Source organism: Actinomyces bovis, from assembly GCF_900444995.1.
Lineage (GTDB): Bacteria > Actinomycetota > Actinomycetes > Actinomycetales > Actinomycetaceae > Actinomyces > Actinomyces bovis.
This window is the reverse complement of the sequence record NZ_UAPQ01000009.1, coordinates 121711-143698: the sequence shown is the minus strand read 5'-3', so window position 1 is coordinate 143698 and position 21988 is coordinate 121711. Positions and strand designations below refer to the sequence as shown.

Sequence of the window (21988 nt, the reverse complement as noted above, 5' to 3'; positions counted from 1 at the left end):
CACAGATGCTTGGACAACATGGACGCGGAGTCACCAAGGCGCTGTTTACCCGCCCAGCGCTCGCCCTGGCCCGGCTGGGCGTAACCCCAAATATGCTCACCGTGGCTGGCACCCTGCTCACGGTCACCATCGCGGTGCTTACCCTCCCACAGGGACACTTCCTGCTGGGCGTGGCCCTGTTGATTCTCTCCATTGTGGGGGATTCTTTTGATGGGATCCTGGCTCGGGCCACCGGCAAGACCTCAGTCTTTGGTGGCTTCCTTGACTCCACCATGGACCGGATTGCTGATGGCGCCGTATTTGGCTCGCTAGCGGTTTGGGCTGCCCTGCAACTGCAGCCTGGAACCTTGCGCACCACCACTATTGCGCTCGCCCTGGCCGTGGTGGTGCTGGCAGAAGTTGTCTCCTATGCGCGCGCTAAGGCAGAGTCCCTCGGGGCTACTGCCGCGGTGGGGATTGCTGAGCGCACTGACCGACTCATAGTCGGTGGGCTCGGCGTTGCTGCCGTAGGGCTAGGTGCGCCCAATTGGGTGCTGACTGTGGCTCTTGGTGCGGTGGCTCTGGGATCTCTCATCACCGTGGGACAACGAGTGGCTACCACCAAACGGCAGTTAGACGCCCGGGAAGCGCAGACCGCCAAGCAGGCCCAATCGTGAGGCCTCCGGGCGTTCAAGACGCCTACCGCCTGGCCTGGAAGTACTTGGGCAAACTGCCCACTCCGGTGGGGCGCGGATTGTTCAACCTAGGGGCCGATGCCACCTGGGCCGTACAGCGTCTGCGTGGAGGGGAGAAGGGCCTTGGGCAGCTTGAGAAAAACCTGGCCCGCGTAGTTCCCGGGCTCAGCAATCACCAACTGCACCGCCTGTCTCGCGCTGCCATGCGCTCCTACCTGCGCTATTTCTATGAAGCCTTTACCCTCAGCCGACTGACCCCACAGCAACTGCGGCACCGCCTGCGCCCAGACCTAGACCCGCAACTAAAAACAGACCTGGAAGCTTCCAGCGTCGTCATCGCACTGCCTCATATGGGCAACTGGGACCTAACTGCAGCCTGGGCCGTTAAACACTTGGCACCCGTGCTCGTGGTGGCGGAAAAACTAGAGCCTGCGGAACTCTTTGAACAGTTCGTGGCATTCCGTGAGGGTTTAGGGCTGAGCATCATCGGTCAAGCTCATGGCGAGCGTGTCTTCGAAGGCCTCGTGCGGGCCGCCACTGCGGCCCAGGCGCGCGGGGAGCACCAGATCATTGCACTGCTCGCCGACCGAGATCTGTCAGCCTCCGGGGTAGAAGTGGAGCTGTGCGGCCATCCCGCTCGCGTCGCCGCCGGACCGGCCGCCCTGGCCAATCGCCTAAATTTCCCGCTGTACACCGGCACCATTCACTATGAGCGGCTCAGCGGTCAGCGGCGCCTCCAGGCAGGCAGCTCCTGGGGCGTGGTCCTGACCATCCGGCACGTGCCCAGGCCCACCGGACTGGCCGGAAGACAGCTAGTGGCAGAGCACACTCGGGCTTGGATCGGGGAGCTCTCCCCGCTGCTGGCTGCGAAGGCCGTCGACTGGCATATGCTCCAAGCAGTTTTCACCGCTGACCTGGATCCTGCGCGGCTGGCTCGCCGCCACGCCCAGGAAGAGACCACCGCAGTACAGTCACGCAGAGATGAGGCAGCAGCACAACCACCTAGGGAGGAGGAGAGATGAGGATCGGCATTGTTTGCCCCTACTCCTTTGACGCTCCGGGCGGCGTGCAGGTACATGTCATGGACCTGGCGGGAGAACTTCGCAGGCGGGGACACGAGGTCCAGGTACTGGCTCCAGTCTCCTCAGACAGTGCCCTGGCGGAGCTACCCGAGTGGTTCACCAGTGCTGGCGCTTCCGTGGCTATTCCCTACAACGGCTCCGTGGCGCGGCTCAGCTTCGGCACCAAGGCCATGCGCGCCGTGCGACGCTGGCTTGCAGAAGGTGAGTTTGACCTGCTGCATATTCACGAACCCATCACCCCCAGCGTCGGCATGTTGGCGCTCCAAGCGGCCACAGGTCCAGTGGTGGGCACCTTCCATGCTGCTTTGGAACGCTCCTACGCGCGCGAGTTTATTTCCCCAGCTGCCGTGCCCTTGATGGAGAAGCTCACGGCGCGCATAGCAGTCTCGGAGGAGGCTCGCCGCACCCTTATCCAGTACCACGGGGGCGACGCCGTCGTGATTCCAAACGGCGTATATGTGCAGCCTTTCCGCGAAGCTCAAAGGGACCCGCGCTTCACCGGCACCCCAGAAGCACCAACCATTGCTTTCTTGGGGCGGATAGATGAACCACGTAAAGGCCTGCCTGTCTTAGCGGCCGCTGTGCCAACAGTCCTGGAACAGGTGCCCGGTGCACGTTTCCTCATCGCTGGCAGGGGGGAGGCCGAACGCAGCCGTGAGCTGCTGGCCCCCTACGGTGACCGGGTGGTTTTCTTGGGTGGAATCTCCGACGCCGACAAGGCTGCCCTCCTGACCTCCGCTACCTGTTATGTGGCGCCACAGACCGGCGGGGAGTCCTTTGGCATCGTGCTGGTGGAGGCTATGGCTGCTGGAACCTGCGTGATCGCCTCAGACCTCAAGGCTTTCTCCGATGTGCTTGGCCAAGGCCGCTACGGTGCCCTTTTCCGCAATGAGGACAGCGCTGACCTGGCCCGCGTCATCACTGACACGCTCAAGGATCGTCCTGCTGCTTTGGCTCGAGTACAGGCGGCCAATGGCGTAGTGGGCCGCTACGACTGGTCGGCAGTAACTGACGCCGTCCTAGACGTGTATGACATGGCCCTGTCCACGGCCCATACGCGGGTTTCGCTTGTACCCGGACGCCGCACCGTCCTAGGGCGGCTGCGCGATGCCCTGGAGAACTGAGATGCCCGCAAGTTCCTCAATACTGGTCTTGATCCTGGCAGCCATCCTGGTGCTGGCCCTGCTGGGCTGGCTCCTGAACGCTAAAGCCCTGCGCGTGGACCGGCTCCACCGCCAGGTGCTTGGTGCTCGCGCCACCCTGGAATCCCAACTGGTGCACCGTGCCCAAGCGGCCTTGGACCTGGCTGCCTGTCAAGCTCTGGATCCGGCATCCGCCACGCTCCTTAGCCAAGCAGCGCGGGAAGCCATGGCTAGTGAAGCGCCTGTGGTTGACGATGGTCTAGATCCAGAGCACCGCGCCACCGGTGCAATTGGGCAAGAGCGGGTACGAGCCCAGGTGGAGTCGGACCTCTCGCGGGTGCTGCGCGCAGTCCTGGATGCAGAGACTCGTGCCGAGTTGGAACCGGACCCGATAGCCGCCAGCCTCCTAGAACGCCTGGACCGCTGCTGCTACCGACTGGTTCTCGCCCGGCGCTTTCACGACACACACGTCTCTGAGACTCTGCGCATCCGCACCAACTGGGATGTGCGCCTGTTTCACCTGGCTGGTCATGCGCCCAGTCCGGGCACATTCGACGTCGACGATGAAACCACCCCGAACTGCCTCCCTGCGTCCGAGGAGAAGCTATGACCATGTACCGGCCAGCCAATGGCTGGGCGCCGCGCCCCGGATACACGCCTAAAGGCCGCAGTTTGCCTTTGAAACCGGTCCAGTCGCCGGGCATTAGCTACGAGAACTCCGTGACCTGGACCCAGCCGGAGACAATTGCGCGTTCTCGCCGTAAGGATTACGCCCGCTATGGGCTCACGTCGGTGGGGGGATTAAGCCTGCTGATCCTGCTGTGGTTCATTGCCATGCAGGCTGGTGGGGCTACGAACCTGCTGCTTCCGACCCTTTTGGCTCTCATCCCGCTAGGTATGGTGCTGGGATCTGTGATCTGGGTGGATCGCTGGGAGCCTGAGCCCTTTGGGGTGCTGCTAATGGCTTTTCTGTGGGGAGCTGGGGTGGCCACGCTGATCTCCCTGGTTGTGAACACCACGGCCTCCTCACTGGCCTACGGCGCCACCGGAGATCCCTACCAGGCGAACACTTTCTCGATAGTTATCACCGCACCGCTGATTGAGGAATGCACCAAGGGTTTAGGGGTGTTGCTGATCTTCCTGATCTGGCGGCGCAACTTTGACGGGCCGGTCGACGGCGTCGTGTACGCCGCAGTGAGCGCTGCGGGATTCGCCTTTGCGGAGAACATCCTTTACTTCGTGAAGTTCCAAGACTCTATCGTTAGGGTCTTCGTGTTGCGCGGGGTGGCTTCACCTTTTGCTCACATCATGTTTACCGCCAGCACCGGTCTGGCCCTGGGCCTAAGCACCGGCATGCGGTCCCGCCAAGCTTGGGTCTGGATGGCCCCTTTAGGGCTGGCTGGCGCCATTGCTATGCATGCTTTCTGGAACGGTGTGCTCGCGGCTCAGCCCTTGACCTACTTTGCGGTGGAGATGCCGCTGTTCATCGGCTTTGTCGCCCTGGTGGTTGCTCTGCGCGCGGCTGAGCAGAAGAATCTGCGCAACCGGCTGATCGACTACGCCAGCTCCGGCTGGTTCGTACCCGCAGAGATTGAGATGCTTTCAACCTTTACTGGTAGACGGCTGGCCCGGGCTTGGGCTGGTCGGATGGGGCCGCGTCAAGGCGCTGCGATGGAGGACTTCCAGAAAGCCTCATCCGAGTTAGCTAATCTGCGGCGTCGCGCCATGCAGGGGCACGCCGAAGCCGACTTTCAGCTTCGTGAGCAGGCACTGTTGGACCGGGTGGTCAAGGGGCGCAGAGTCTTCTTGGGACAGGCCTGAGCCTTGATTGCAGACGATCACGGCTGTGCACCTGCCCTAGACGGGCGTGATTCGCGGCGGGTACCCGCTAACTGGGAGGAACTGCTGGACCCCCAAGAATGGCAGCTGAACCACGAGGGGCTGCCAGCTCGGGATGCTGCGCGCGTGATTGTGCTGCGCCGTGAGCCGGAACCAGCGATTTTGTTGGTACAAGGCCACGACTTTTCTGACGCGGCACACAGTTGGGCTTTTACGCCTGGTGGCGGACTGCTGGCAGGTGAGAGTCATAGAGATGGCGCTTGCCGTGAGCTCGCAGAGGAGACTGGCCTGCAGCTGGGCGTCAGCGAGCTGGCAGGACCTGTGCTGCAGCGCAGTTCCCGCTTTGAGTTCAACCTAGTCACCTGCCGTCAGCACGAGCTCTACTTCCTAGCCATTCTGGAGGACAGCGCCGTTGCCAAGGCCGATCAGCTTCTCGACGCCGACGGCGAGTTAGACCGCACTGGTTGGACCGAGATGGAGCGTGAGGTCTTGGATTCGCTGCGCTGGTGGAGCTTTCAGGAACTGGACGAGGCCGTCGCGGCGGGGCTAACGGTCTACCCCCACACCTTGCCGAGCTTGGCCAGGCAGCTGCTTGCGGGCTGGGATGGCGTACTTAGGTCCCTCAGGGAGGAGGACTGAGCGTGGGGAAGTTCTCGCGCGGTATAAGTGCACCAAGCCTGGAGCGTGCGGGCCGATGGGGCAGCTGGCGTTAGGATTGCTGAGGATTTTCGTGAGCCAAGCCGGGCTCACGGCAGCAGCGAGGCGTCCGGAGTCGGGCGCGGCACTAACTACAGCCAGGAGGACAGATGTCGGGACACTCCAAGTGGGCCACCACCAAGCACAAGAAGGCCGCCATTGACGCCAAGCGCGGCAAGCTTTTTGCGCGCCTCATCAAGAACATCGAGGTGGCGGCTCGCACCGGTGGCGGTGACCCCGCTGGCAACCCGACGCTCTTCGACGCCATCCAAAAGGCCAAGAAGAACTCCGTGCCCGCAGACAACATCACGCGTGCCGTCAAACGCGGCAGTGGTGAAGAAGCCGGTGGCGCCGACTGGCAGACCATCATGTACGAGGGCTACGGCCCCGCTGGCGTCGCCTTCCTGGTGGAGTGCCTGACAGACAACCGCAACCGGGCTGCCTCCGATGTGCGCGTGGCCTTCACTCGCACCGGTGGCAACCTGGCGGACCCTGGTTCGGTGGCTTACAACTTCAGCCGCAAGGGCATCGTGGAGATCGCCAAGGCGGAAGGCATTGACGAGGACACCATCCTTATGGCTGTGCTTGAGGCCGGTGCTGACGAGGTTGAGGAAGGTGCAGAGTCCTTTGAGGTCATCTGCGAGCCCACGGACCTGCTAGCCGTCCGCAACGCCGTCACTGAAGCCGGCATGGAATACGAATCTGCGGAGTCCCAGTTCGTGGCTGGCACCAAGGTCGAGGTGGACCTAGAGGGGGCCAAGAAGGTGATGCGTCTAATCGACGCGCTGGAGGACCTGGACGACGTGCAGAACGTCTACACCTCGGTTGAGATCTCCGCCGAGGTGGCTGCGGAACTTGAAGCTGGCGAGGACTGAGTCTCCCGTCCGTTCAACAACCATGCCAGCCTCCAGCCAAGCGGCTGTCAGCCAGCTCCGCGTCTTAGGCGTGGACCCCGGCCTGACTCGTTGTGGTCTGGGCTGTGTGGACATTGACCCTCGCCGCCGCGCCCGCCTGGTTGAGGTGGGCGTGGTGCGCACCGCGCCTCATTCCAGTCCCGAGTTGCGACTCCTGGCGATCGCTGAGGCCCTGGATGACTGGATCGCCCGGCTGGGCCCCAATGCCATCTCCGTAGAGCGAGTATTTGCGCAGGACAATCTGCGTTCAGTTATCGGCGTGGCCCAGGTGATGGGGGTGGTGATGGTGGCAGGAGCGCGTGCAGGGCTGGAGGTTGCCCAGCACACCCCCTCAGAAGCGAAGGCAGCTGTCACTGGTTCAGGTACTGCCAATAAGGCCCAGGTGCAGGCCATGGTGCAGCGCATTTTGGGACTGGAGGCCGCACCCAAGCCAGCCGATGCCGCTGACGCTTTGGCCCAAGCCATCTGTCATGGTTGGCGCGGTGGGGGCACCGGCGCTGACGGCGTCGCCGAGATGGTCTCTGCCGGTGGGGCAGTGCGGGCCAGCGCCCGTACCCCGGCTCAGCGCCAGTGGGCTGCTGCTCAGGCGGCCTCCCGGCGCACCGGTGCGGTTGACCCGCGGCGCAGTTACCGAGGAAAGGCCACCTGACCCTGCTAGAGTTCGCACAGATGTTCGAATGGTCTGCGAGTATGCAGACTCCGGCCCACCCAGCAAGCGGGTTGGTCCAGCGAAACTGAGAGGGAGCAAAGGCCCATGATCTCCTCACTGCGCGGCCAAGTGATTGACCTGAGCCTCACCGCCGCGGTCATAGAGACCGGGGGAGCGGGGCTGCGGGTGCTAGCCACCCCCACGACTTTGGCTAGCCTGCGAGTGGGACAGGAGACGTTGCTGTACACCGAGCTCATAGTGCGCGAGGACTCCATGACCCTTTACGGATTCGCCGACGCCGACGAGCGCGACTGTTTCCAAGTGCTATTAGGGGCTAAGGGCGTGGGTGCCAAACTGGCTCTGGCCATGCTGGCGGTGCACACTCCAGATGCCTTGCGCCGCGCCATTGCCAGCCAGGATGTCGCTGCTCTCAAACGCGTGCCCGGACTCGGCCCCAAGGGAGCCCAGCGCGTCATTATCGACGTCGGGGACAAGTTGGGCCCAGTGCAGGGAGGAGGGCTGCCTGTAAGTAGTGCTGCCGAGCCGACCTCGAGTCCAGTGAGTGCCTCAAACCCGGACGTTGTCGCCGCGCTGGTCCAGCTCGGCTGGAACGAGGCGGCAGCCACCCAAGCCGTAGCAGCAGTGGAAGCGGGGCTCGGTGGGGAGAATATGAGCATCCCCGAGCTGCTGCGAGCCGCGCTGCGTTGGCTGGGAGGCGGACACCGTGCCTGATTGGGAAGAAAGCCGCATGGTTGGTGGCGGCGCAGATGACGCCGAACGCGCAGCCGAGGCCGCACTACGGCCCAAGCGCCTTGAAGACTTCGTGGGCCAGGAAGTGGTGCGCGGCCAGCTCTCCGTGGTTCTGCGAGCTGCGCTGTCCCGTGGCACCACTCCAGATCACGTGCTGCTCTCCGGTCCACCTGGACTGGGAAAGACCACCCTCGCCATGATCATTGCAGCGGAAGTGGAAGGCTCACTGCGCTTGACGAGCGGCCCCGCGATCCAGCATGCCGGAGATTTAGCCGCGATTCTGTCCTCTCTGGAGGAGGGGGACGTCCTTTTCATTGACGAGATCCACCGGCTGGCCCGCACAGCAGAGGAAATGCTCTACTTGGCCATGGAGGATTACCGGGTGGATATCGTGGTGGGCAAGGGCCCCGGCGCCACCTCCATCCCGCTTACGCTGCCGCCATTTACGGTGGTAGGGGCAACCACTCGCGCCGGTCTGTTGCCTGCACCCCTGCGGGACCGCTTTGGCTTTACCGGACACCTTGACTACTACGGCCCTAGCGAACTGGCGCGAATCCTCAAACGCTCAGCAGGGCTTCTGGGGGTCCGCCTAGCCGAAGACGCCGCCAGTGAGTTAGCTCGCCGCTCTCGGGGGACACCACGCATCGCCAACCGACTACTGCGCCGGGTGCAGGACTGGGCTGAAGTGCATGGCACCCCAGGACAGCTGGATCTGGAGGCAACCCAAGGCGCCCTTAAGATCTTTGAGGTGGACGCGCTGGGGCTGGATCGCCTGGACCGGCAGGTATTGCACGCCCTATGCACCCGTTTTGGAGGCGGCCCGGTTGGACTCACGACGCTGGCGGTGAGCGTGGGGGAGGAGCCGGAAACGGTGGAGACGGTGGCGGAGCCATACCTCGTCCGCGAGGGCTTAGTGGTGCGCACTCCCAGAGGGCGATCCGCGACCCCCGCGGCTTACAGCCACTTGGGTTTGGAAGCTCCAACGGATGGTGGCCTGTTTAGTTGAAGGGCGTTTGCTGCTGATGATCCGCTGCGATGGAAGCGTCGCAACCCGCGGTCAGATTATGTGGTTTGCCTTACGTGCGGGCTACAAATTGGCCTTGAGAGCGGCGTAGTCCTCCGGGTGGCCTAGACTCCTGATGTCAAGTTCCCAACATTGAGGTGTGCCCGATGGATCCCACGCTGATTTTGATGCTCGTAATCATGGGCGGTGGTTTCTGGCTCATGACTCGTCTCGCCCGGCGCCAGCAGGAGAAGATGCAGGCTGAGCAGGACCGTCGGCTGGAAGAAGCCATGGTCCCTGGTACCTGGGTGCGCACTCATTCCGGCTTCTACGGCAAGCTCGTGGAGGTTGACGGTGACGTAGTCACACTCGCCACGCCCCTGGGTGACGAGTCCCTGTGGCACAAGCGCGCCTTGCTCGGTGCAGAGGAGCCGCCTTTTGCTGCGGCTACTGAGACCGCAGAGTCCCAGACTGCAATCGACACTGCCGCTGAGGCACCTGTGACGGAGCCTGCCACTAACGACGTGCCAGACCAGCAGGCCTGACAAGCCCCGGGGCGTTAGCCCCGCTGATTACCAGGAAGGGACCCCGTGTCCACCAAACAGTTAAAGCGTCCAGGCCGCGTCATCACGGCCTTGTTGCTGATCATTGCGCTGGCTTATGGCCTGCTGGTCTACGGTGCGGCCACCAAGCGCACCTCCATGACCCCTGGCTTAGCCCTGGACCTTGAGGGCGGCACCCAGCTGATCCTTACGCCCACCACCACTGATGGCTCCGAGATCACCGATAAAAACGTGGATGAGGCCATTAACATTATCCGTCAGCGCGTTGACGCCTCGGGTGTGGCTGAAGCCCAGATCTCCCGGCAGGGTGGTCAGAACATCGTGGTGTCTCTGCCTGGATCCCCCAGCGCCGAGACCCTTGAGCTGGTGCGCACCTCCGCCGTCCTGTACTTCCGGCCCGTACTGCGGATCCTGCGCGGTTCAGCAACCCGGATCGCAGAGGCGCAGAACAGGATTGCGGCGCAGGCCGCCTCGGCAGCGGCCAGTGCTAGCGCCAGTGCTGCGCCAACCGATGGGGCTACCGCACCTTCAACCGACAGCGAGACGGCCTCGCCGACTCCTGAGCCAACTCCCACTGAAACCGCTGAGGCGGCCGCGGACCAGCCCAGCACAGCCGCACCGGAGGCCAGTGCCACACCCACCGCCGTGCCCACGGTAACGGCCGAGCAAGTTGCCACCCGTTACGCTGACGCCAACGGCGACGGCCAGGTGACTGACACACCGTTGAATGCCACGAGCCAGGACAGCTCCTCGGACGCCTCCCTGACCGAGAAGATGCTTTACGACGCCTACATGACGGACTGCACCGCGGAGCAGAATCTCAAAGGCGGACCGCAGGACCCTACCAAGGCGGTCATCTCCTGCGCCAAGGACGGCAGTGGCACCACCTACCTGCTGGGCCCAGCCGATATTGCGGGCACCGAGATCAAGAACGCCCAGTCAGGTCTGGAGACCACTAGTCAGGGGAAAACCACAAATAAATGGGTGGTGAACCTGGAGTTCGACGACAAGGGTACCCAGACTTTCGCAGAGGTCTCCAAGCGCCTCATCGCGTTCCGTGATGCCGCCAAGGCTGAGGCCGCTGCGGCCAAGGGCAAGCCCCAGAGCACCCCGACGACCCACAACAGTGAAAAGGCACAGTTCGCCATCGTCTTGGATGGCTTGACCATTATGGCCTCCGGTTTTGCCGAGGGTGTCACTAATGGCATCACTGACGGGCGCGTGCAGATTTCCGGCGGATTCAAGCAGGCCGGGGCCAACACCCTGGCCAACCAGCTCTCCTTCGGTTCGCTGCCTCTGACCTTCACGGTCCAGTCCGAGCAGCAGATCTCCGCGACCCTGGGCACCGAACAGCTGCGCAACGGCCTGATCGCCGGAGTGATCGGCTTCCTGCTCATCATCGTCTACCTGGCCTGGCAGTACCGCGGCCTGTCCATCGTGGCGGTGGCGTCCTTGCTGATGGCCGCCGTAATAACCTACGTCGTCATCGCCCTGCTCAGCTGGTCCATGGGCTACCGCCTCTCCTTGGCAGGTGTGGCCGGACTGATCGTGTCCATTGGTATAACCATGGACTCCTTCATCATCTACTTCGAACGAATCCGTGACGAGGTCCGCCTGGGCCGCACTCTGCGAGCCGCAGTGGACGAAGGCTGGAAGCACGCTCGCCAAACCATCGTGGTGTCAGACTCCGTGAACCTAGTTGCGGCCGTCGTGCTCTACTTCTTGGCTGTAGGCGGCGTGCAGGGCTTCGCCTTCACCCTGGGCGTGACCACCGTCGTGGATTTGCTGGTCATCTTCTTGTTCACCCACCCAATGATGGCCTTTATTCTGCGCTTCCCGTTCTTCGGCCAGGGGCACAGGCTCTCCGGTCTAGACCCTGAGCACCTAGGCGCCCGCAGTTTGGAAGCCTATGGCAAAGGCCGTGAGGCCATAGCGGGGGCGGTCGCCGGATCCCTGGCTCGCCGCAAGGCAGAACAGCGTCAGGCCGCTCAGGAGGGCGGTCTGGCGGTCGAAGCCGAGGCCACCAGCGGAAAGGACGGTGACCAGGAATGAAGTCACTCGCGGTGCTCGGCAACGAGCTTTACTCCGGCAAGACCTCCATCCCCTTCATCGCCAAACGGCGCATTTGGTATGGGATCGCCGCCGTCGTAATCATTGCCTCTTTCGCTCTTCTCGGTGCGATCGGACTCAACCCCGGCATCGACTTCAAGGGCGGCTCAGAAGTCACCATTACCGGTATTCAGAATCCGCAAGTGGGTCCCGCCAACGATGTGATTGCTAAGGGCGGCTATTCGGCTGGCTCCTCAGTGACCACCATGGGCTCAGCCTCTGTCCGGGTGCAGACCGAGTCTCTGGAGAAGGCCAAGCTTGACCAACTGGCCGGTGAGCTAGCCACCGCCTACGGCGTTACCAACGCCGAGGTATCCGCCACCACCATCGGCCCGACCTGGTCCGGTGACGTGACCGGGAAGGCTTTACGCGGTCTGATTATTTTCTTCCTGCTGGTCGGCGCCCTGATCTGGGCCTATTTCCGCACCTGGAAGATGGCGGCAGCCGCGCTGTTGGCCCTCTGTCACGACATCGTCATCACCATGGGCGTGTACGTGATCTCTGGCTTCGAAGTCACCCCAGCCACCGTGATCGGCGTGCTTACGATTCTGGGCTACTCGCTCTACGACACCGTGGTGGTCTTCGACAAGATTCGTGAAAACACCGCCGGTTTCCAGGCCCAGAGCCGCTCCACCTACGCGGAGCTAGCCAACCTGGCGGTGAACCAGACCTTCATCCGCTCCATTAACACCTCGGTGGTAGGGGTCCTGCCAGTGGCCTCGCTGCTATTCGTGGGTGCTTTCATCCTGGGCGCAGGCACTCTGCGCGATATTGCCCTGACCATGTTCATCGGCATGCTTGCTGGAACGCTGTCCTCGGTTTTCCTGGCCACCCCACTACTGGTCGATCTGCGCTCCCGCGAGAAGGTCATTACTGAGCAGGCTGAGAAGGTTGCCAAGGCCCGGGCCAAGCGTGTGGCTGAACTGGACGGTGACGAGGAGGCCGTTGCCTCGCTGGCTGCAGCGCCAGCTGCTGCTCCCTTGACTCCGGGGCACCACCTGGGTGTCTCCGCCCAGCCCAAGCGGAAGAAGAAGCGCTCATGAGCGAGACTGCACCCAATCTCCCCGCCGGCCTGACCCGGCTGGTGCTGGACAATATTCGGGAGATTCCGGACTTTCCTGAGCCGGGTGTCCTGTTCCGGGATATCACGCCGCTGTTGGCCAACGGCCCGGCTTTTGCCGCCCTCATTGAGGGCCTGGCACAGTGCTATGAGGGACGCGTTGACGCCGTCGCCGGGCTGGAGTCCCGGGGTTTCATTCTGGCTGCGCCCCTGGCTGTGCGCTTGGGAATTGGCATGCTCACCATCCGCAAAGGCGGCAAGCTGCCTGGGCCGGTAATTGGTGAGGATTACTCGCTGGAATATGGCACTGCCCGCATGGAGCTGCGCCCTGACTCAGTCCGGCCGGGGGCTCGAGTCCTGGTAATCGACGATGTGCTCGCCACTGGCGGCACCGCGCGCGCCTCTATGGACCTCATCGAGAGGGCCGGAGCAGAAGTGGCGGCAGTTTGCATGTTGCTGGAGCTCAAAGAACTCGGTGGACGGGCTCGCCTGGGCGATGTTGAGATTGACTGCGTCGTCTCCTACTGACGCTGATCGCTGAGGCCCCGGGATTGCCCGTAAGCAATCCCGGGGCCTCAGTGCATCTAGAGGACGAGGGCCGCCGCGAACCTGCCTCCCGCGCCGTGCAGATAGTCAAAGCTGTTCAGGCCTGGTGGCTATGATGCGGGAATGACGGACACCACGAGCACGAATGGCGCAGCCGACACAGTAGTTCCTGGGTCCAGGGTGCGCAGCCGCCTGGCCTGGTTCGGCGCCCGAGGGCATTCCACGCCCCCCGCGATTGAGCCGCTCCTGCGTGCTGTCCGTGCCAACCACCCCAAGGCTGATACCAGCCTGATCGTGCGCGCCTATGAGGTGGCGGAGAAGGCCCACGAGGGCCAGATGCGAAAGTCAGGCGAGCCCTATATCACCCACCCGGTGGCGGTTGCGACGATCCTGGCAGAGCTGGGTATGACCTCCCAGACTTTGGCAGCGGCCCTGCTACATGACACTGTGGAGGACACCAGCTACTCCCTGGAACGCCTGCGCGCTGACTTTGGGGAGGAGATCGCCCTGCTAGTGGACGGCGTCACCAAGCTGGACAAGCTCCAGTACGGGGACGCCGCCCAAGCGGAGACCGTCCGCAAGATGATCGTGGCCATGTCCAAGGACATTCGTGTCCTAGTCATCAAACTGGGGGACCGGCTCCACAACGCCCGCACCTGGAAATACGTTTCGCCTGAAAATGCTGCCCGCAAGGCCAAGGAAACCCTGGAGATTTACGCCCCCCTGGCGCATCGCCTGGGTATGAATACCATCAAATGGGAGCTGGAAGATCGCTCCTTCAAAGCCCTGTACCCCGGGGTCTACGCAGAAATCGAGCATATGGTGGCGGAGCGCGCTCCTGCTCGGGAGGAGTACCTCCGTCAAGTGCGCCTGCAGATCGAGGAGGACCTGCGGGTCAACAAGATCAAAGGTACGGTTACCGGTCGCCCTAAGCACTATTACTCGATCTATCAGAAGATGATCGTACGAGGCAAAGAATTCGACGATATCTACGACCTGGTGGCTGTGCGTGTAATTGTGGAGACCATCCAGGACTGCTACGCCGTGCTCGGATCTCTGCACTCTCGCTGGACCCCCATGAGTGGGCGCTTTAAGGATTACATCGCCGTACCCAAGTTCAATCTCTATCAGTCTTTGCACACCACCGTCGTCGGCCCGGGGGGCAAACCTGTAGAGATTCAGATCCGCACCCATGAGATGCACCGACGTGCCGAATACGGCGTGGCGGCCCACTGGAAGTACAAGGCTGACCCCAATGCCACCGGACCTACGCCGCTGGGCGGCGCCCCGGGCGACTCTGACAAGGGTGAGCTCGGCTGGCTGCGCCAGCTTGTGGACTGGCAGAAAGAGACCCAGGATCCGGCTGAGTTCCTGGAGTCCTTGCGCTTTGAGATGACCGGCACGCAGATTTACGTCTTCACTCCTAAAGGCGACGTGCTGGCCCTGCCTTCTGGTTCTACGCCAGTGGACTTTGCTTACGCCGTTCACACCGAGGTAGGCCACCGCACCGTTGGTGCCAGGGTTAACGGTCGCCTGGTGCCACTGGACTCTCACCTGGAAACCGGTGACGCGGTGGAGGTTTTCACCTCCAAATCTGTCTCCGCTGCACCTTCCAGGGACTGGCTGTCATTCGTAGGCTCCCCACGCGCTCGCAATAAGATCCGGCAGTGGTTCTCCAAGGAGCGTCGCGAAGAGGCCATTGAAGAGGGCAAGGCCCAAATCGCCCGGGCCATGCGCAAGAAGGACCTGCCGATACAAAGGCTCATGAGTCACGAGACCCTTTTGGACGTGGCTAAGACCCTGGACAAAGGCGATATCGACGGCCTCTACGCCGCAGTAGGGGAGGGGCATATCTCCGCCCAACACGTTGTGGAAACTCTCGTGGCTTCCATGGGCGGGGAAGCCGGAACGGAGGAAACCCTCGCCGAGGCGATCCTACCCACCCGGGCCGCCTCCACTGCTCGCCAAGCTGCGGCTCGCAGCGGAGACAACGGCATCATCGTGGAAGGTATGAATGCCGGCGACCTGTACGTCAAACTTGCCCGCTGCTGCACGCCTATGCCTGGTGACCCGATCGTCGGCTTCATCACCCGCGGCTCGGGCATCTCCGTGCACCGCACTGACTGCCAGAACGTCGAGCAGTTACAAGCTGAGCCGGAGCGGATGATCGCCGTGCACTGGGCGGATCACGCCCAAACTGCCTTCCTGGTGCAGATCGAGGTGGAGGCTCTTGATCGCGGCGGTTTGCTGGCAGATATCACCCGCGTTATGGCGGATAACCACGTGAATATGGTCAGCGCAAATATCGGTACCAGCCGTGATCGCGTGGTCATTGGGCGTTTTGTGGTGGAGCTGGCTGAACCTAGCCACCTGGACCACACTCTGGCCTCACTGCGCCGGATCGACGGCGTCTTTGAGGCCCACCGTTCTTCCTCGCCGTCACGCCGTCCACGCCCCTGAGTTATCCACAGGCCCGTTTTTGCAAGGAGCTGCCTGCCAGCATTAAGGCATGGAAACTAGACGCCGCCCACAGCGCACCATGGCCGCCCTGGCTTGGTTGGAGAGGCGGCCCCTGCAGCCTGCCACCCGTGAACTGACGCCTGCGGAACTAGGTGTGTTGCGCTGCCACGGATTGGACGAGGAACTCACCGTGTCAGTACTTGGCCAGGCGATGGTTTTAGAGCAGGTTTCTACGCCTGGTGCCCGGGCCCGCTGCCTGAGAAGCTTCCTTCCGGACGGGGCGTCGATTTACGGTGCCAGTGCCTTGTGGGTGCACACCGGACTGCGTCCACCTGAAGTGCTTGAAGCCATCCGGCCGGTGCATACTGGCCGGGCTGCTCGGCTGCGCATGTGCCAGGGGCGGCTGCCGGCCTCAGACGTGATGCTGGTTGGAGGACTGTCCTGTTGCACTTTGGCGCGGGCAGCCGTAGACGTAGCGCGCCTGGACACAGCTGCGCGCGCAGTGGAGGCCCTGTTGGCTGCGCAGCACGCTGGCATCAAGCCTCAGGAGCTTTACAACTGTGTTTCCCACTGTGTGGGGGCACAGGTGCGTGGTCGCGACCGGGTGGAACGGCTGATCCGTGAGCTCTATGGCGAGCCTGCTCTGCGGCGCTATTTGGGGACCGGGCGCCGGAAACCAGACCGCACCGCCACTCAGAAGGAGTGACGGTGCGGCAGGTGCCTTTGGCTAAGGCGCGCAGTTTAGGGGAGAGCTAACTGCGCGCACCGCGATCAAGCGCGGGCCGACTGGCGGACCTGCTCCAGCCAAGCACGGCGAGCAGTGAGCGCAGCCTCCGCCTCCGCGACCTTCTTGGCGTTGCCGGCAGCCTGTGCAGCAGCCAGATCCTTCTCCAGCTCAGCGATCGAGTCCTCAAGCTGGCCAGCTAGGCCCTCAGCGCGAGCTTTGGTCTCAGGATCGGTGCGACGCCACTCGGCGTTCTCCGCTTCACGGATCGCGTCCTCTACGGCACGCATGCGTCCCTCAATGCGACGCACGGCGGCACGCGGCACCCGACCGGCTTCTTCCCAAGCGTCCTGAATCGGACGCATAGCCTTCTTAGCAGCCTTGACATCCTTAATGGGAAGCAGAGCCTCAGCCTTGGCGACCAGAGCCTCCTTGACCTTCAGGTTCTCGGCGAACTCAGCGTCGGTGGCCTCGTCCTTGGCCCGGCGAGCGTCAAAGAACACCTGCTGGGCGGCCCGGAAGCGCGCCCACAAGGCATCGTCCTCTTTACGGGAAGCCCGGCCAGCTTTCTTCCACTCCTCCATAAGGTCGCGGTACTTGGCGGAAGTAGTGCCCCAGTCGGTGGAGGAAGACAGCTCCTCCGCCCGGCGGATCAGGGCCTCCTTGGCGGCCTTCACCTGAGACTGCTTGGAGTCCAACTCGGAGAAGAACTGACGGCGGTGCCGGTCAAAGGTAGTGCGCGCGTGAGAGAAACGCTTCCACAAGCCGTCCTCGGTGGGGCGGTCCAGGCGTGGTCCACGACGCTGCGCCTCCTTCCACTTCTCCAGCAGTTCACGCAGCTCTGCACCGGAGGTCTTCCACTGGGTGCGGGCGGGGTCCTGCTCGCTGATTGCTTCAGCGCGCTCCACGATGGCCGTGCGGTCCTTAAGGGCCTGCTCCTTGGCGGCGGCTCGCTCAGCTGAAACCGCCTCGCGGCGCTCGGCGGCCACGGTCCGTAGGGCGGCAAAGCGTGCGCGCAAACCATCCAGATCGCCGACGGCGGCAGGGGAGACCAGTGATTCTTCGAGCGACTTCACGGTGGAGTCGATTTCACGCACGGAGAGCTGCGGCAGGCGCGTGGCAAAGAGGTCGATGCTGGCTTTGAGATCCAGGAAGCGGCGCACGTAGAAGGCGAGGGCCTCAGCAACTGGGGCGTCAGGGAACTGGCCAACCTCACGCTCTTCCCCGTTGTCCTGCACAAAGACCTTGCCTTCGCCGTCTACCCGGCCCCATTTGGCGGCGTCCATGGCCTCCTCGGGGTCGATGGCTGGCTCGACGGGGGTAGGCACAGTTGCGGGGCTGGGGACTGGCACCTCCGCCTTGGGCTCATCCACCTTGGTGTCTTCTGCCTTGGCAGCAGGCGTGGGGGCGTCCTTTGTGGGCTCGGCAGGAGTTTCTGGCGCCGGGGCCTCGCTGGTCTCAGCAGCCTTAGCCGCTTCAGGGGTCTCTGCAGGCTCGGCAGGCGCAGCAGCGGCGTCGGGAGTAGTTGCAGATGGAGCTGATTTAGCTGAGCTAGCTGAAGGAGACGAGGGCGAAGAAGGTGCCGACTTCGAGCTGGGGGGCACCGGAACGGCAACCTGCGAAGTAGGGGCGTCGGTGCTCGCCTCAGGGGCCTGAGGCTCAGCCATGGTGGTGGGATCGACGGTGCTGGCCTCTACCTCGTTGGGGACAGCGGGCTCAGTGGGGTGCTGCAACTGCTCAGACACGATGTGCTCCTTTAGGACTGACGGGGTGGGCGAGGCAGTGCCACGCCGTTCCGTTCACGCCCGGTGCGGTACCGGGTGATGGTTGGCCGTCGCAACAACGACGGTGCCTCAGAGCCTACCTAAAACCGCAGCAGGACGGGACTCCCAGGAGGCGCTAAGCCTGACCTCTGGACTGGTTGAGTGGCTGGAGGTCATGCTGGCAAGCTTCCAGCCTCAGTCAGAGGCCACAACGCCAAGCCAACCTTTGGATTCGTGGCGTTCAGCGGTAACCCGACGGAAGCCGATGCGCTGACAGATAGCGATGATCTCGTCTGCGTCTGGGACGTGGTACTTCGGTGTCTGGCGCCATCTTTCGGCTTCAGCCTGAGAGGCGTATTCATTGACGATTACCAGGCGGCCACCCTTGCGCAGTACCCGACGGATCTCGCGCAGGCCGGTTCCCAGGTTCGGCCAGTGAGACACGGCATTTAGGGCCGTGACCACATCAAAGTCGCTGGAACGGAAGGGGAGCATGCCGCTGGTGCCCACGGAGACTCGGAGACGGCCGGACTCGACGGCAGCACGGTTTAGCGTCCGCACCAACTCAGTGGCATCTAGGCTGCAGTCAACGGCAGCGACCTGGCCAGATGTCAGATGCATAATCTGACGCACCAGTCCACCGCTCTGGCAGCCCATATTGAGCACTCGGTCGCTCTGAGCAATTTGGGCGAGGTCCAAGGCCCACCGCTGCATGCGGCCACGGCCCATGCGGAAGGATGGCAAGGTGAGCTTCCGGGCCTGACTGAGGCGGGGTTGCTCAAGGCCAGCGGTGGAGGACATCGCAATGGTCATATGGCAATCGTGACGTTAGTCATTCGTTCGCACTAGGCGCGTTAGCACAAAGTTTGGGTCCTGTGACCAAACCGTTGCTGTCTAGAGGTGGGTCGCAGCTTCTGTCAGGGCCTCCTGAGTGTTTGGCCGTCTGCGGGTTCAAGCGTCCGGTTAGGGCATACTCTGCGCGTGAGCAAGGAGTCAGTGCCGTCGTCAGCAACCAGCAACGCCCAACGCCGTCGGCAGGGCTGGCTACTCGCACAGTGGCTGCTTGAGCTTGCCATCATGGCCACCTCGCTGGCCTTTGTCCTTTTCGGCTTTGTCCTGCTGCTGCTGATTTGGGAACTGCTCGGCGTGCTCTACCTGACTGTGGGTGCCCACAGGGTTTGGGGCGGGCGTGAGCTAGAAAGTCGGATAGAACGCAGACAGGTCCGGGAAGGTCTGGGGCGGAGTTGGGTGCTGCCGCTGCTGGCCTCTGCAACCGGTGTGGTCACCGCTATACACGCCCTGGGCGTAGATCGGTCCGGCGTACAGGGCGTCGTGGCGAGTTTCCTGGCGATCTCTTCCAGCCTGGGGGTGATCCTTTCCTGGTTACTGCTGCAGGTCGGTTTTGCGGGCATCTACCGGGCGATATGCCTGACTGCCAGCGAGCCCCTCTTAAAGTTTCCCGGCACCGCAGAGCCGTTCCTTTCGGATTACCTCTACTTCTCCTTCACCGTAGGTTCTTCTTTTGCGACCTCCGATGTCGCTGTGCGTTCGCGCCGGGTGCGGCGCGTGGTGCTAGTGCACTCGGTGGTCGCCTTCTTTTGCAACGCTTTGGTGGTGGCTGTGGCCTTCCAGGTGCTCCAAAAGCATCTGGGTTAGTGAACGGGTTGACCCGGCACCTGGAACTTGGGTGGCGCCTATCCTGCACCTAGGCTGCTGCCATGATCCTTGAGCGCACGGTTGCAGCCGTATTTGGAGCCAATTGCTACGTCTTGGCGGCTGGGCCGGGCAGGCCTGCCGTGGTGGTGGACCCCGGTGCCGGGGCGGCGCGCGGTGCCCTGGCGCTGCTGCGTTCGAGCAACCTGACGCTTGGAGCGGTGCTCCTGACTCACGGCCACGCCGACCACGTATGGGACTCGCAGCGCCTGATTGACGCCGCCGTCACCGATGGGCGCGTCGCCGATGGTGCCACCAAGGTGCCGGTCTACATCCCTGAGCCGGACCTATACCGCATGGATGATCCAGATGGCACCACCGGCATCCGTGCTGCTGGAATGGGCTTTGCGGATATGGCCGACACCCCGTGGGTATGCCCGAATGATGTGCGTCCCTTCCCTGCGGAAGGCTTCGGGCAGGCGGTGGAACTGGCGGAGGGTGTGGCCTTACAGGCTGTGCCCGCGCCGGGGCACTCAGAAGGCTCGGCGGTATTCTTCTTCAACGCTCAACTGGGGGATAACCAACTGCTGTGGGAAGCGGAGGTCTTGGACGATCCCAGCAGCATCTCGCAGCAGGACTACTTGGTGGCGCTGGCTGGGGACGTGATCTTTAAGGGCTCTGTGGGGCGCACTGACCTGCCCGGCGGGGACCAGTACCAAATGTGGGCCACCCTGCGGCTGCTGGCCAGTGTGGTCAACCCGGCCACAGTGCTGCTGCCCGGCCACGGAGCTGTAACCACCATGGAGCACGAGCACCACGGAAACCCGTACCTGGCCGAGGCTAAGGTCCGCGGCGGCGAACGGGGAGCTTAGGCGCCAGCGCCGCCCAGGCGTGGTCTTTGGCACGTGCCAAAGCCTGCGCCTGCCGGGGAAAGGCTCGTGACGGCGTGACAGAATGCCACCTATGGCACAGGCACGAATGGCTCAGTCTTCGCTCTCCGGCTTCCCCGAGTGGCTTCCCGCCGCCCGCATCGTGGAGCAGACATTTATAGATACCCTGCGCCGCACCTTTGAGTTGCACGGCTTTAGCGGCATTGAGACCCGCGCCGTCGAGCCACTGAGCCAGCTAACCAAGAAGGGCGAGACCTCCAAAGAGGTCTACCTGCTCTCGCGTCTGCAAGCTGACCCCGATGAGCCTGTGGAAGCCGACCCGGCCAAGCAACTGGGCTTGCACTTCGACTTGACGGTGCCTTTCACCCGCTACGTCGTCGACAACGCTGGCATTTTGCACTTTCCCTTTAAGCGCTACCAGATCCAGAAGGTCTGGCGCGGTGAGCGCCCACAGGAAGGACGCTTCCGCGAGTTCTACCAGGTTGACATCGATGTGGTCGGCGACGGCAACCTGCCCCTCCACTACGACGTGGAGACGCCCCTGATCATGCACGAAGCGCTCTCCGCCCTGCCGATCCCGCGCGTTACCATCCACGTCTCCAACCGCAAGGTTGCCCAGGGCTTCTATCAGTCCGTCGGCATCAAAGACGAGCAGCTCGCTGAGGTCCTGCGAGTGGTGGACAAGCTAGACAAGATCGGCCCGGAGGCCGTCACCAGTGAACTCACCGACGCCGTAGGCGCTAGCCCCGCGCAGGCTGCTGCTGCCCTGCGCCTGGCCAGCATTCAAGGCGCCGACCCCCAAGCGATCCGAGACACGGTCATCGCCGCCCTAGACGGTGCCGAACCCAGCGAACTGTTGCTCACCGGCCTGGACGAGCTCACTGACCTGCTTGCCACGGCAGCGCGCCGCCGCCCCGGTGCGGTGATCGCCGACCTTAAGATCGCCCGTGGCCTGGACTACTACACCGGCACCGTCTACGAGTCCTTTATGGAGGGCGCCGCAGACCTCGGTTCAGTGTGTTCCGGCGGCCGCTACGACAACCTAGCCACTAACGGCAAGCGCACCTTCCCTGGAGTTGGCATTTCCATCGGCTTGTCCCGTCTGCTTTCCCGCATCATTGCCGACGGCGCTGTGGCAGTCACTCGGGCCGTGCCCACAGCTGTGCTGGTAGCGGTCACTGACGAGGAGCACCGTGCCGCCTCCGACGCCGTCGCCGACGCTCTGCGGGCACGCGGCATCAGCGCGGACGTGGCACCCAACGCTGCAAAGTTCGGCAAGCAGATCAAATTCGCAGATAAGCGCGGCATTCCCTTTGTCTGGTTCCCCGGCACGGAGGGACAAGCCGACTCGGTAAAGGACATCCGCTCTGGGGAGCAGGTGGAGGCACACGCCGCCAATTGGACCCCTGCAGACCCAGCAGATCTCAGCCCCAAACTACAGGCCACCGCGCCTAACCCCTGAGCCACGGAG

21 protein-coding genes are annotated in these 21988 nt (G+C 63.2%); 19 read left to right on the top strand and 2 right to left on the bottom strand.

Annotation, left to right across the window (positions count from 1 at the left end):
• Positions 1 to 5: 5 nt before the first annotated feature.
• From pgsA to DR039_RS08715, 16 genes are all read left to right on the top strand, one after another.
• The gene (gene pgsA, locus DR039_RS08790; RefSeq protein WP_111837000.1) at positions 6 to 656 is read left to right on the top strand and encodes a phosphatidylinositol phosphate synthase; all 651 of its coding nucleotides are present in this window, start codon (positions 6 to 8) and stop codon (positions 654 to 656) included.
• Positions 653 to 1696, top strand: a complete 1044-nt coding sequence (locus DR039_RS08785) for a phosphatidylinositol mannoside acyltransferase (RefSeq protein ID WP_111836999.1) — start codon at positions 653 to 655, stop codon at positions 1694 to 1696. Before pgsA ends, DR039_RS08785 begins: the two co-directional genes overlap by 4 nt.
• Positions 1693 to 2880, top strand: coding sequence for a glycosyltransferase family 4 protein (locus tag DR039_RS08780; RefSeq protein ID WP_111836998.1), 1188 nt, complete (start codon positions 1693 to 1695; stop codon positions 2878 to 2880). Before DR039_RS08785 ends, DR039_RS08780 begins: the two co-directional genes overlap by 4 nt.
• Before the next feature lies 1 nt (position 2881).
• The gene (locus DR039_RS08775) at positions 2882 to 3508 is read left to right on the top strand and encodes a hypothetical protein (RefSeq protein WP_111836997.1); all 627 of its coding nucleotides are present in this window, start codon (positions 2882 to 2884) and stop codon (positions 3506 to 3508) included.
• On the top strand, positions 3505 to 4719 hold the full coding sequence (locus DR039_RS08770) for a PrsW family intramembrane metalloprotease (protein ID WP_229116905.1): 1215 nt from the start codon (positions 3505 to 3507) through the stop codon (positions 4717 to 4719). The genes DR039_RS08775 and DR039_RS08770 overlap by 4 nt, the downstream gene beginning before the upstream one ends.
• Before the next feature lie 3 nt (positions 4720 to 4722).
• The gene (locus DR039_RS08765; protein ID WP_229116904.1) at positions 4723 to 5376 is read left to right on the top strand and encodes an NUDIX hydrolase; all 654 of its coding nucleotides are present in this window, start codon (positions 4723 to 4725) and stop codon (positions 5374 to 5376) included.
• Positions 5377 to 5543: 167 nt separating this feature from the next.
• Positions 5544 to 6308 (top strand): YebC/PmpR family DNA-binding transcriptional regulator, encoded by a 765-nt coding sequence (locus tag DR039_RS08760; RefSeq protein WP_111836996.1) that lies wholly within the window; start codon positions 5544 to 5546, stop codon positions 6306 to 6308.
• 22 nt (positions 6309 to 6330) lie between these two features.
• Positions 6331 to 6996 (top strand): crossover junction endodeoxyribonuclease RuvC, encoded by a 666-nt coding sequence (ruvC, locus tag DR039_RS08755; protein WP_111836995.1) that lies wholly within the window; start codon positions 6331 to 6333, stop codon positions 6994 to 6996.
• 105 nt (positions 6997 to 7101) lie between these two features.
• Complete coding sequence (gene ruvA / locus DR039_RS08750; protein WP_111836994.1) at positions 7102 to 7728, top strand: Holliday junction branch migration protein RuvA; 627 nt, start codon at positions 7102 to 7104, stop codon at positions 7726 to 7728.
• 16 nt (positions 7729 to 7744) lie between these two features.
• Complete coding sequence (gene ruvB / locus DR039_RS08745; RefSeq protein WP_111837090.1) at positions 7745 to 8752, top strand: Holliday junction branch migration DNA helicase RuvB; 1008 nt, start codon at positions 7745 to 7747, stop codon at positions 8750 to 8752.
• Positions 8753 to 8916: 164 nt separating this feature from the next.
• Positions 8917 to 9294, top strand: coding sequence for a preprotein translocase subunit YajC (locus DR039_RS08740; protein WP_318268917.1), 378 nt, complete (start codon positions 8917 to 8919; stop codon positions 9292 to 9294).
• Between the two features lie 45 nt (positions 9295 to 9339).
• The gene (gene secD / locus DR039_RS08735; protein WP_111836993.1) at positions 9340 to 11364 is read left to right on the top strand and encodes a protein translocase subunit SecD; all 2025 of its coding nucleotides are present in this window, start codon (positions 9340 to 9342) and stop codon (positions 11362 to 11364) included.
• Entirely contained in the window at positions 11361 to 12464 is a 1104-nt protein-coding gene (gene secF, locus DR039_RS08730) for a protein translocase subunit SecF (protein ID WP_111836992.1), read from the top strand. Before secD ends, secF begins: the two co-directional genes overlap by 4 nt.
• On the top strand, positions 12461 to 13009 hold the full coding sequence (locus DR039_RS08725; RefSeq protein ID WP_111836991.1) for an adenine phosphoribosyltransferase: 549 nt from the start codon (positions 12461 to 12463) through the stop codon (positions 13007 to 13009). The genes secF and DR039_RS08725 overlap by 4 nt, the downstream gene beginning before the upstream one ends.
• A gap of 141 nt (positions 13010 to 13150) precedes the next feature.
• Positions 13151 to 15487: a RelA/SpoT family protein gene (locus DR039_RS08720; RefSeq protein ID WP_111836990.1), complete on the top strand. Its 2337-nt coding sequence runs from the start codon at positions 13151 to 13153 to the stop codon at positions 15485 to 15487.
• Between the two features lie 49 nt (positions 15488 to 15536).
• Positions 15537 to 16193: a hypothetical protein gene (locus tag DR039_RS08715; protein WP_126622245.1), complete on the top strand. Its 657-nt coding sequence runs from the start codon at positions 15537 to 15539 to the stop codon at positions 16191 to 16193.
• 65 nt (positions 16194 to 16258) lie between these two features.
• Here DR039_RS08715 and DR039_RS08710 read toward each other — a convergent pair whose 3' ends face one another.
• Positions 16259 to 17878, bottom strand: coding sequence for a DUF349 domain-containing protein (locus DR039_RS08710; protein WP_172458377.1), 1620 nt, complete (start codon positions 17876 to 17878; stop codon positions 16259 to 16261).
• A 291-nt stretch (positions 17879 to 18169) separates the two neighbouring features.
• Positions 18170 to 18787, bottom strand: coding sequence for a class I SAM-dependent methyltransferase (locus DR039_RS08705; RefSeq protein ID WP_111836987.1), 618 nt, complete (start codon positions 18785 to 18787; stop codon positions 18170 to 18172).
• A gap of 168 nt (positions 18788 to 18955) precedes the next feature.
• On the opposite strand from DR039_RS08705, the gene DR039_RS08700 reads away from it, so the two are divergent.
• The 3 genes from DR039_RS08700 (at position 18956) to hisS (ending at position 21979) form a co-directional block, all read left to right on the top strand.
• Positions 18956 to 19630 (top strand): DUF1345 domain-containing protein, encoded by a 675-nt coding sequence (locus tag DR039_RS08700; protein WP_126622247.1) that lies wholly within the window; start codon positions 18956 to 18958, stop codon positions 19628 to 19630.
• A gap of 62 nt (positions 19631 to 19692) precedes the next feature.
• Positions 19693 to 20499 carry an MBL fold metallo-hydrolase gene (locus DR039_RS08695; RefSeq protein WP_111836985.1) on the top strand — a complete coding sequence of 269 codons (807 nt, stop codon included), beginning with the start codon at positions 19693 to 19695 and terminating at the stop codon, positions 20497 to 20499.
• 82 nt (positions 20500 to 20581) lie between these two features.
• A complete protein-coding gene (gene hisS, locus DR039_RS08690) occupies positions 20582 to 21979 on the top strand; it encodes a histidine--tRNA ligase (protein ID WP_111836984.1) in 1398 nt (465 codons plus the stop codon).
• The last annotated feature ends 9 nt before the right edge of the window (positions 21980 to 21988 follow it).

Bases quoted from the DNA above. Each gene is read 5' to 3' on its own strand.
- pgsA (WP_111837000.1), top strand. From the start codon at position 6: ATGCTTGGACAACATGGACGCGGAGTCACCAAGGCGCTGTTTACCCGC.
- DR039_RS08780 (WP_111836998.1), top strand. From the start codon at position 1,693: ATGAGGATCGGCATTGTTTGCCCCTACTCCTTTGACGCTCCGGGCGGC.
- DR039_RS08775 (WP_111836997.1), top strand. From the start codon at position 2,882: ATGCCCGCAAGTTCCTCAATACTGGTCTTGATCCTGGCAGCCATCCTG.
- DR039_RS08770 (WP_229116905.1), top strand. From the start codon at position 3,505: ATGACCATGTACCGGCCAGCCAATGGCTGGGCGCCGCGCCCCGGATAC.
- DR039_RS08760 (WP_111836996.1), top strand. From the start codon at position 5,544: ATGTCGGGACACTCCAAGTGGGCCACCACCAAGCACAAGAAGGCCGCC.
- ruvC (WP_111836995.1), top strand. From the start codon at position 6,331: ATGCCAGCCTCCAGCCAAGCGGCTGTCAGCCAGCTCCGCGTCTTAGGC.
- ruvA (WP_111836994.1), top strand. From the start codon at position 7,102: ATGATCTCCTCACTGCGCGGCCAAGTGATTGACCTGAGCCTCACCGCC.
- ruvB (WP_111837090.1), top strand. From the start codon at position 7,745: ATGGTTGGTGGCGGCGCAGATGACGCCGAACGCGCAGCCGAGGCCGCA.
- DR039_RS08740 (WP_318268917.1), top strand. From the start codon at position 8,917: ATGGATCCCACGCTGATTTTGATGCTCGTAATCATGGGCGGTGGTTTC.
- secF (WP_111836992.1), top strand. From the start codon at position 11,361: ATGAAGTCACTCGCGGTGCTCGGCAACGAGCTTTACTCCGGCAAGACC.
- DR039_RS08725 (WP_111836991.1), top strand. From the start codon at position 12,461: ATGAGCGAGACTGCACCCAATCTCCCCGCCGGCCTGACCCGGCTGGTG.
- DR039_RS08720 (WP_111836990.1), top strand. From the start codon at position 13,151: ATGACGGACACCACGAGCACGAATGGCGCAGCCGACACAGTAGTTCCT.
- DR039_RS08715 (WP_126622245.1), top strand. From the start codon at position 15,537: ATGGAAACTAGACGCCGCCCACAGCGCACCATGGCCGCCCTGGCTTGG.
- DR039_RS08710 (WP_172458377.1), bottom strand. From the start codon at position 17,878: ATGGCTGAGCCTCAGGCCCCTGAGGCGAGCACCGACGCCCCTACTTCG.
- DR039_RS08705 (WP_111836987.1), bottom strand. From the start codon at position 18,787: ATGACCATTGCGATGTCCTCCACCGCTGGCCTTGAGCAACCCCGCCTC.
- DR039_RS08695 (WP_111836985.1), top strand. From the start codon at position 19,693: ATGATCCTTGAGCGCACGGTTGCAGCCGTATTTGGAGCCAATTGCTAC.
- hisS (WP_111836984.1), top strand. From the start codon at position 20,582: ATGCCACCTATGGCACAGGCACGAATGGCTCAGTCTTCGCTCTCCGGC.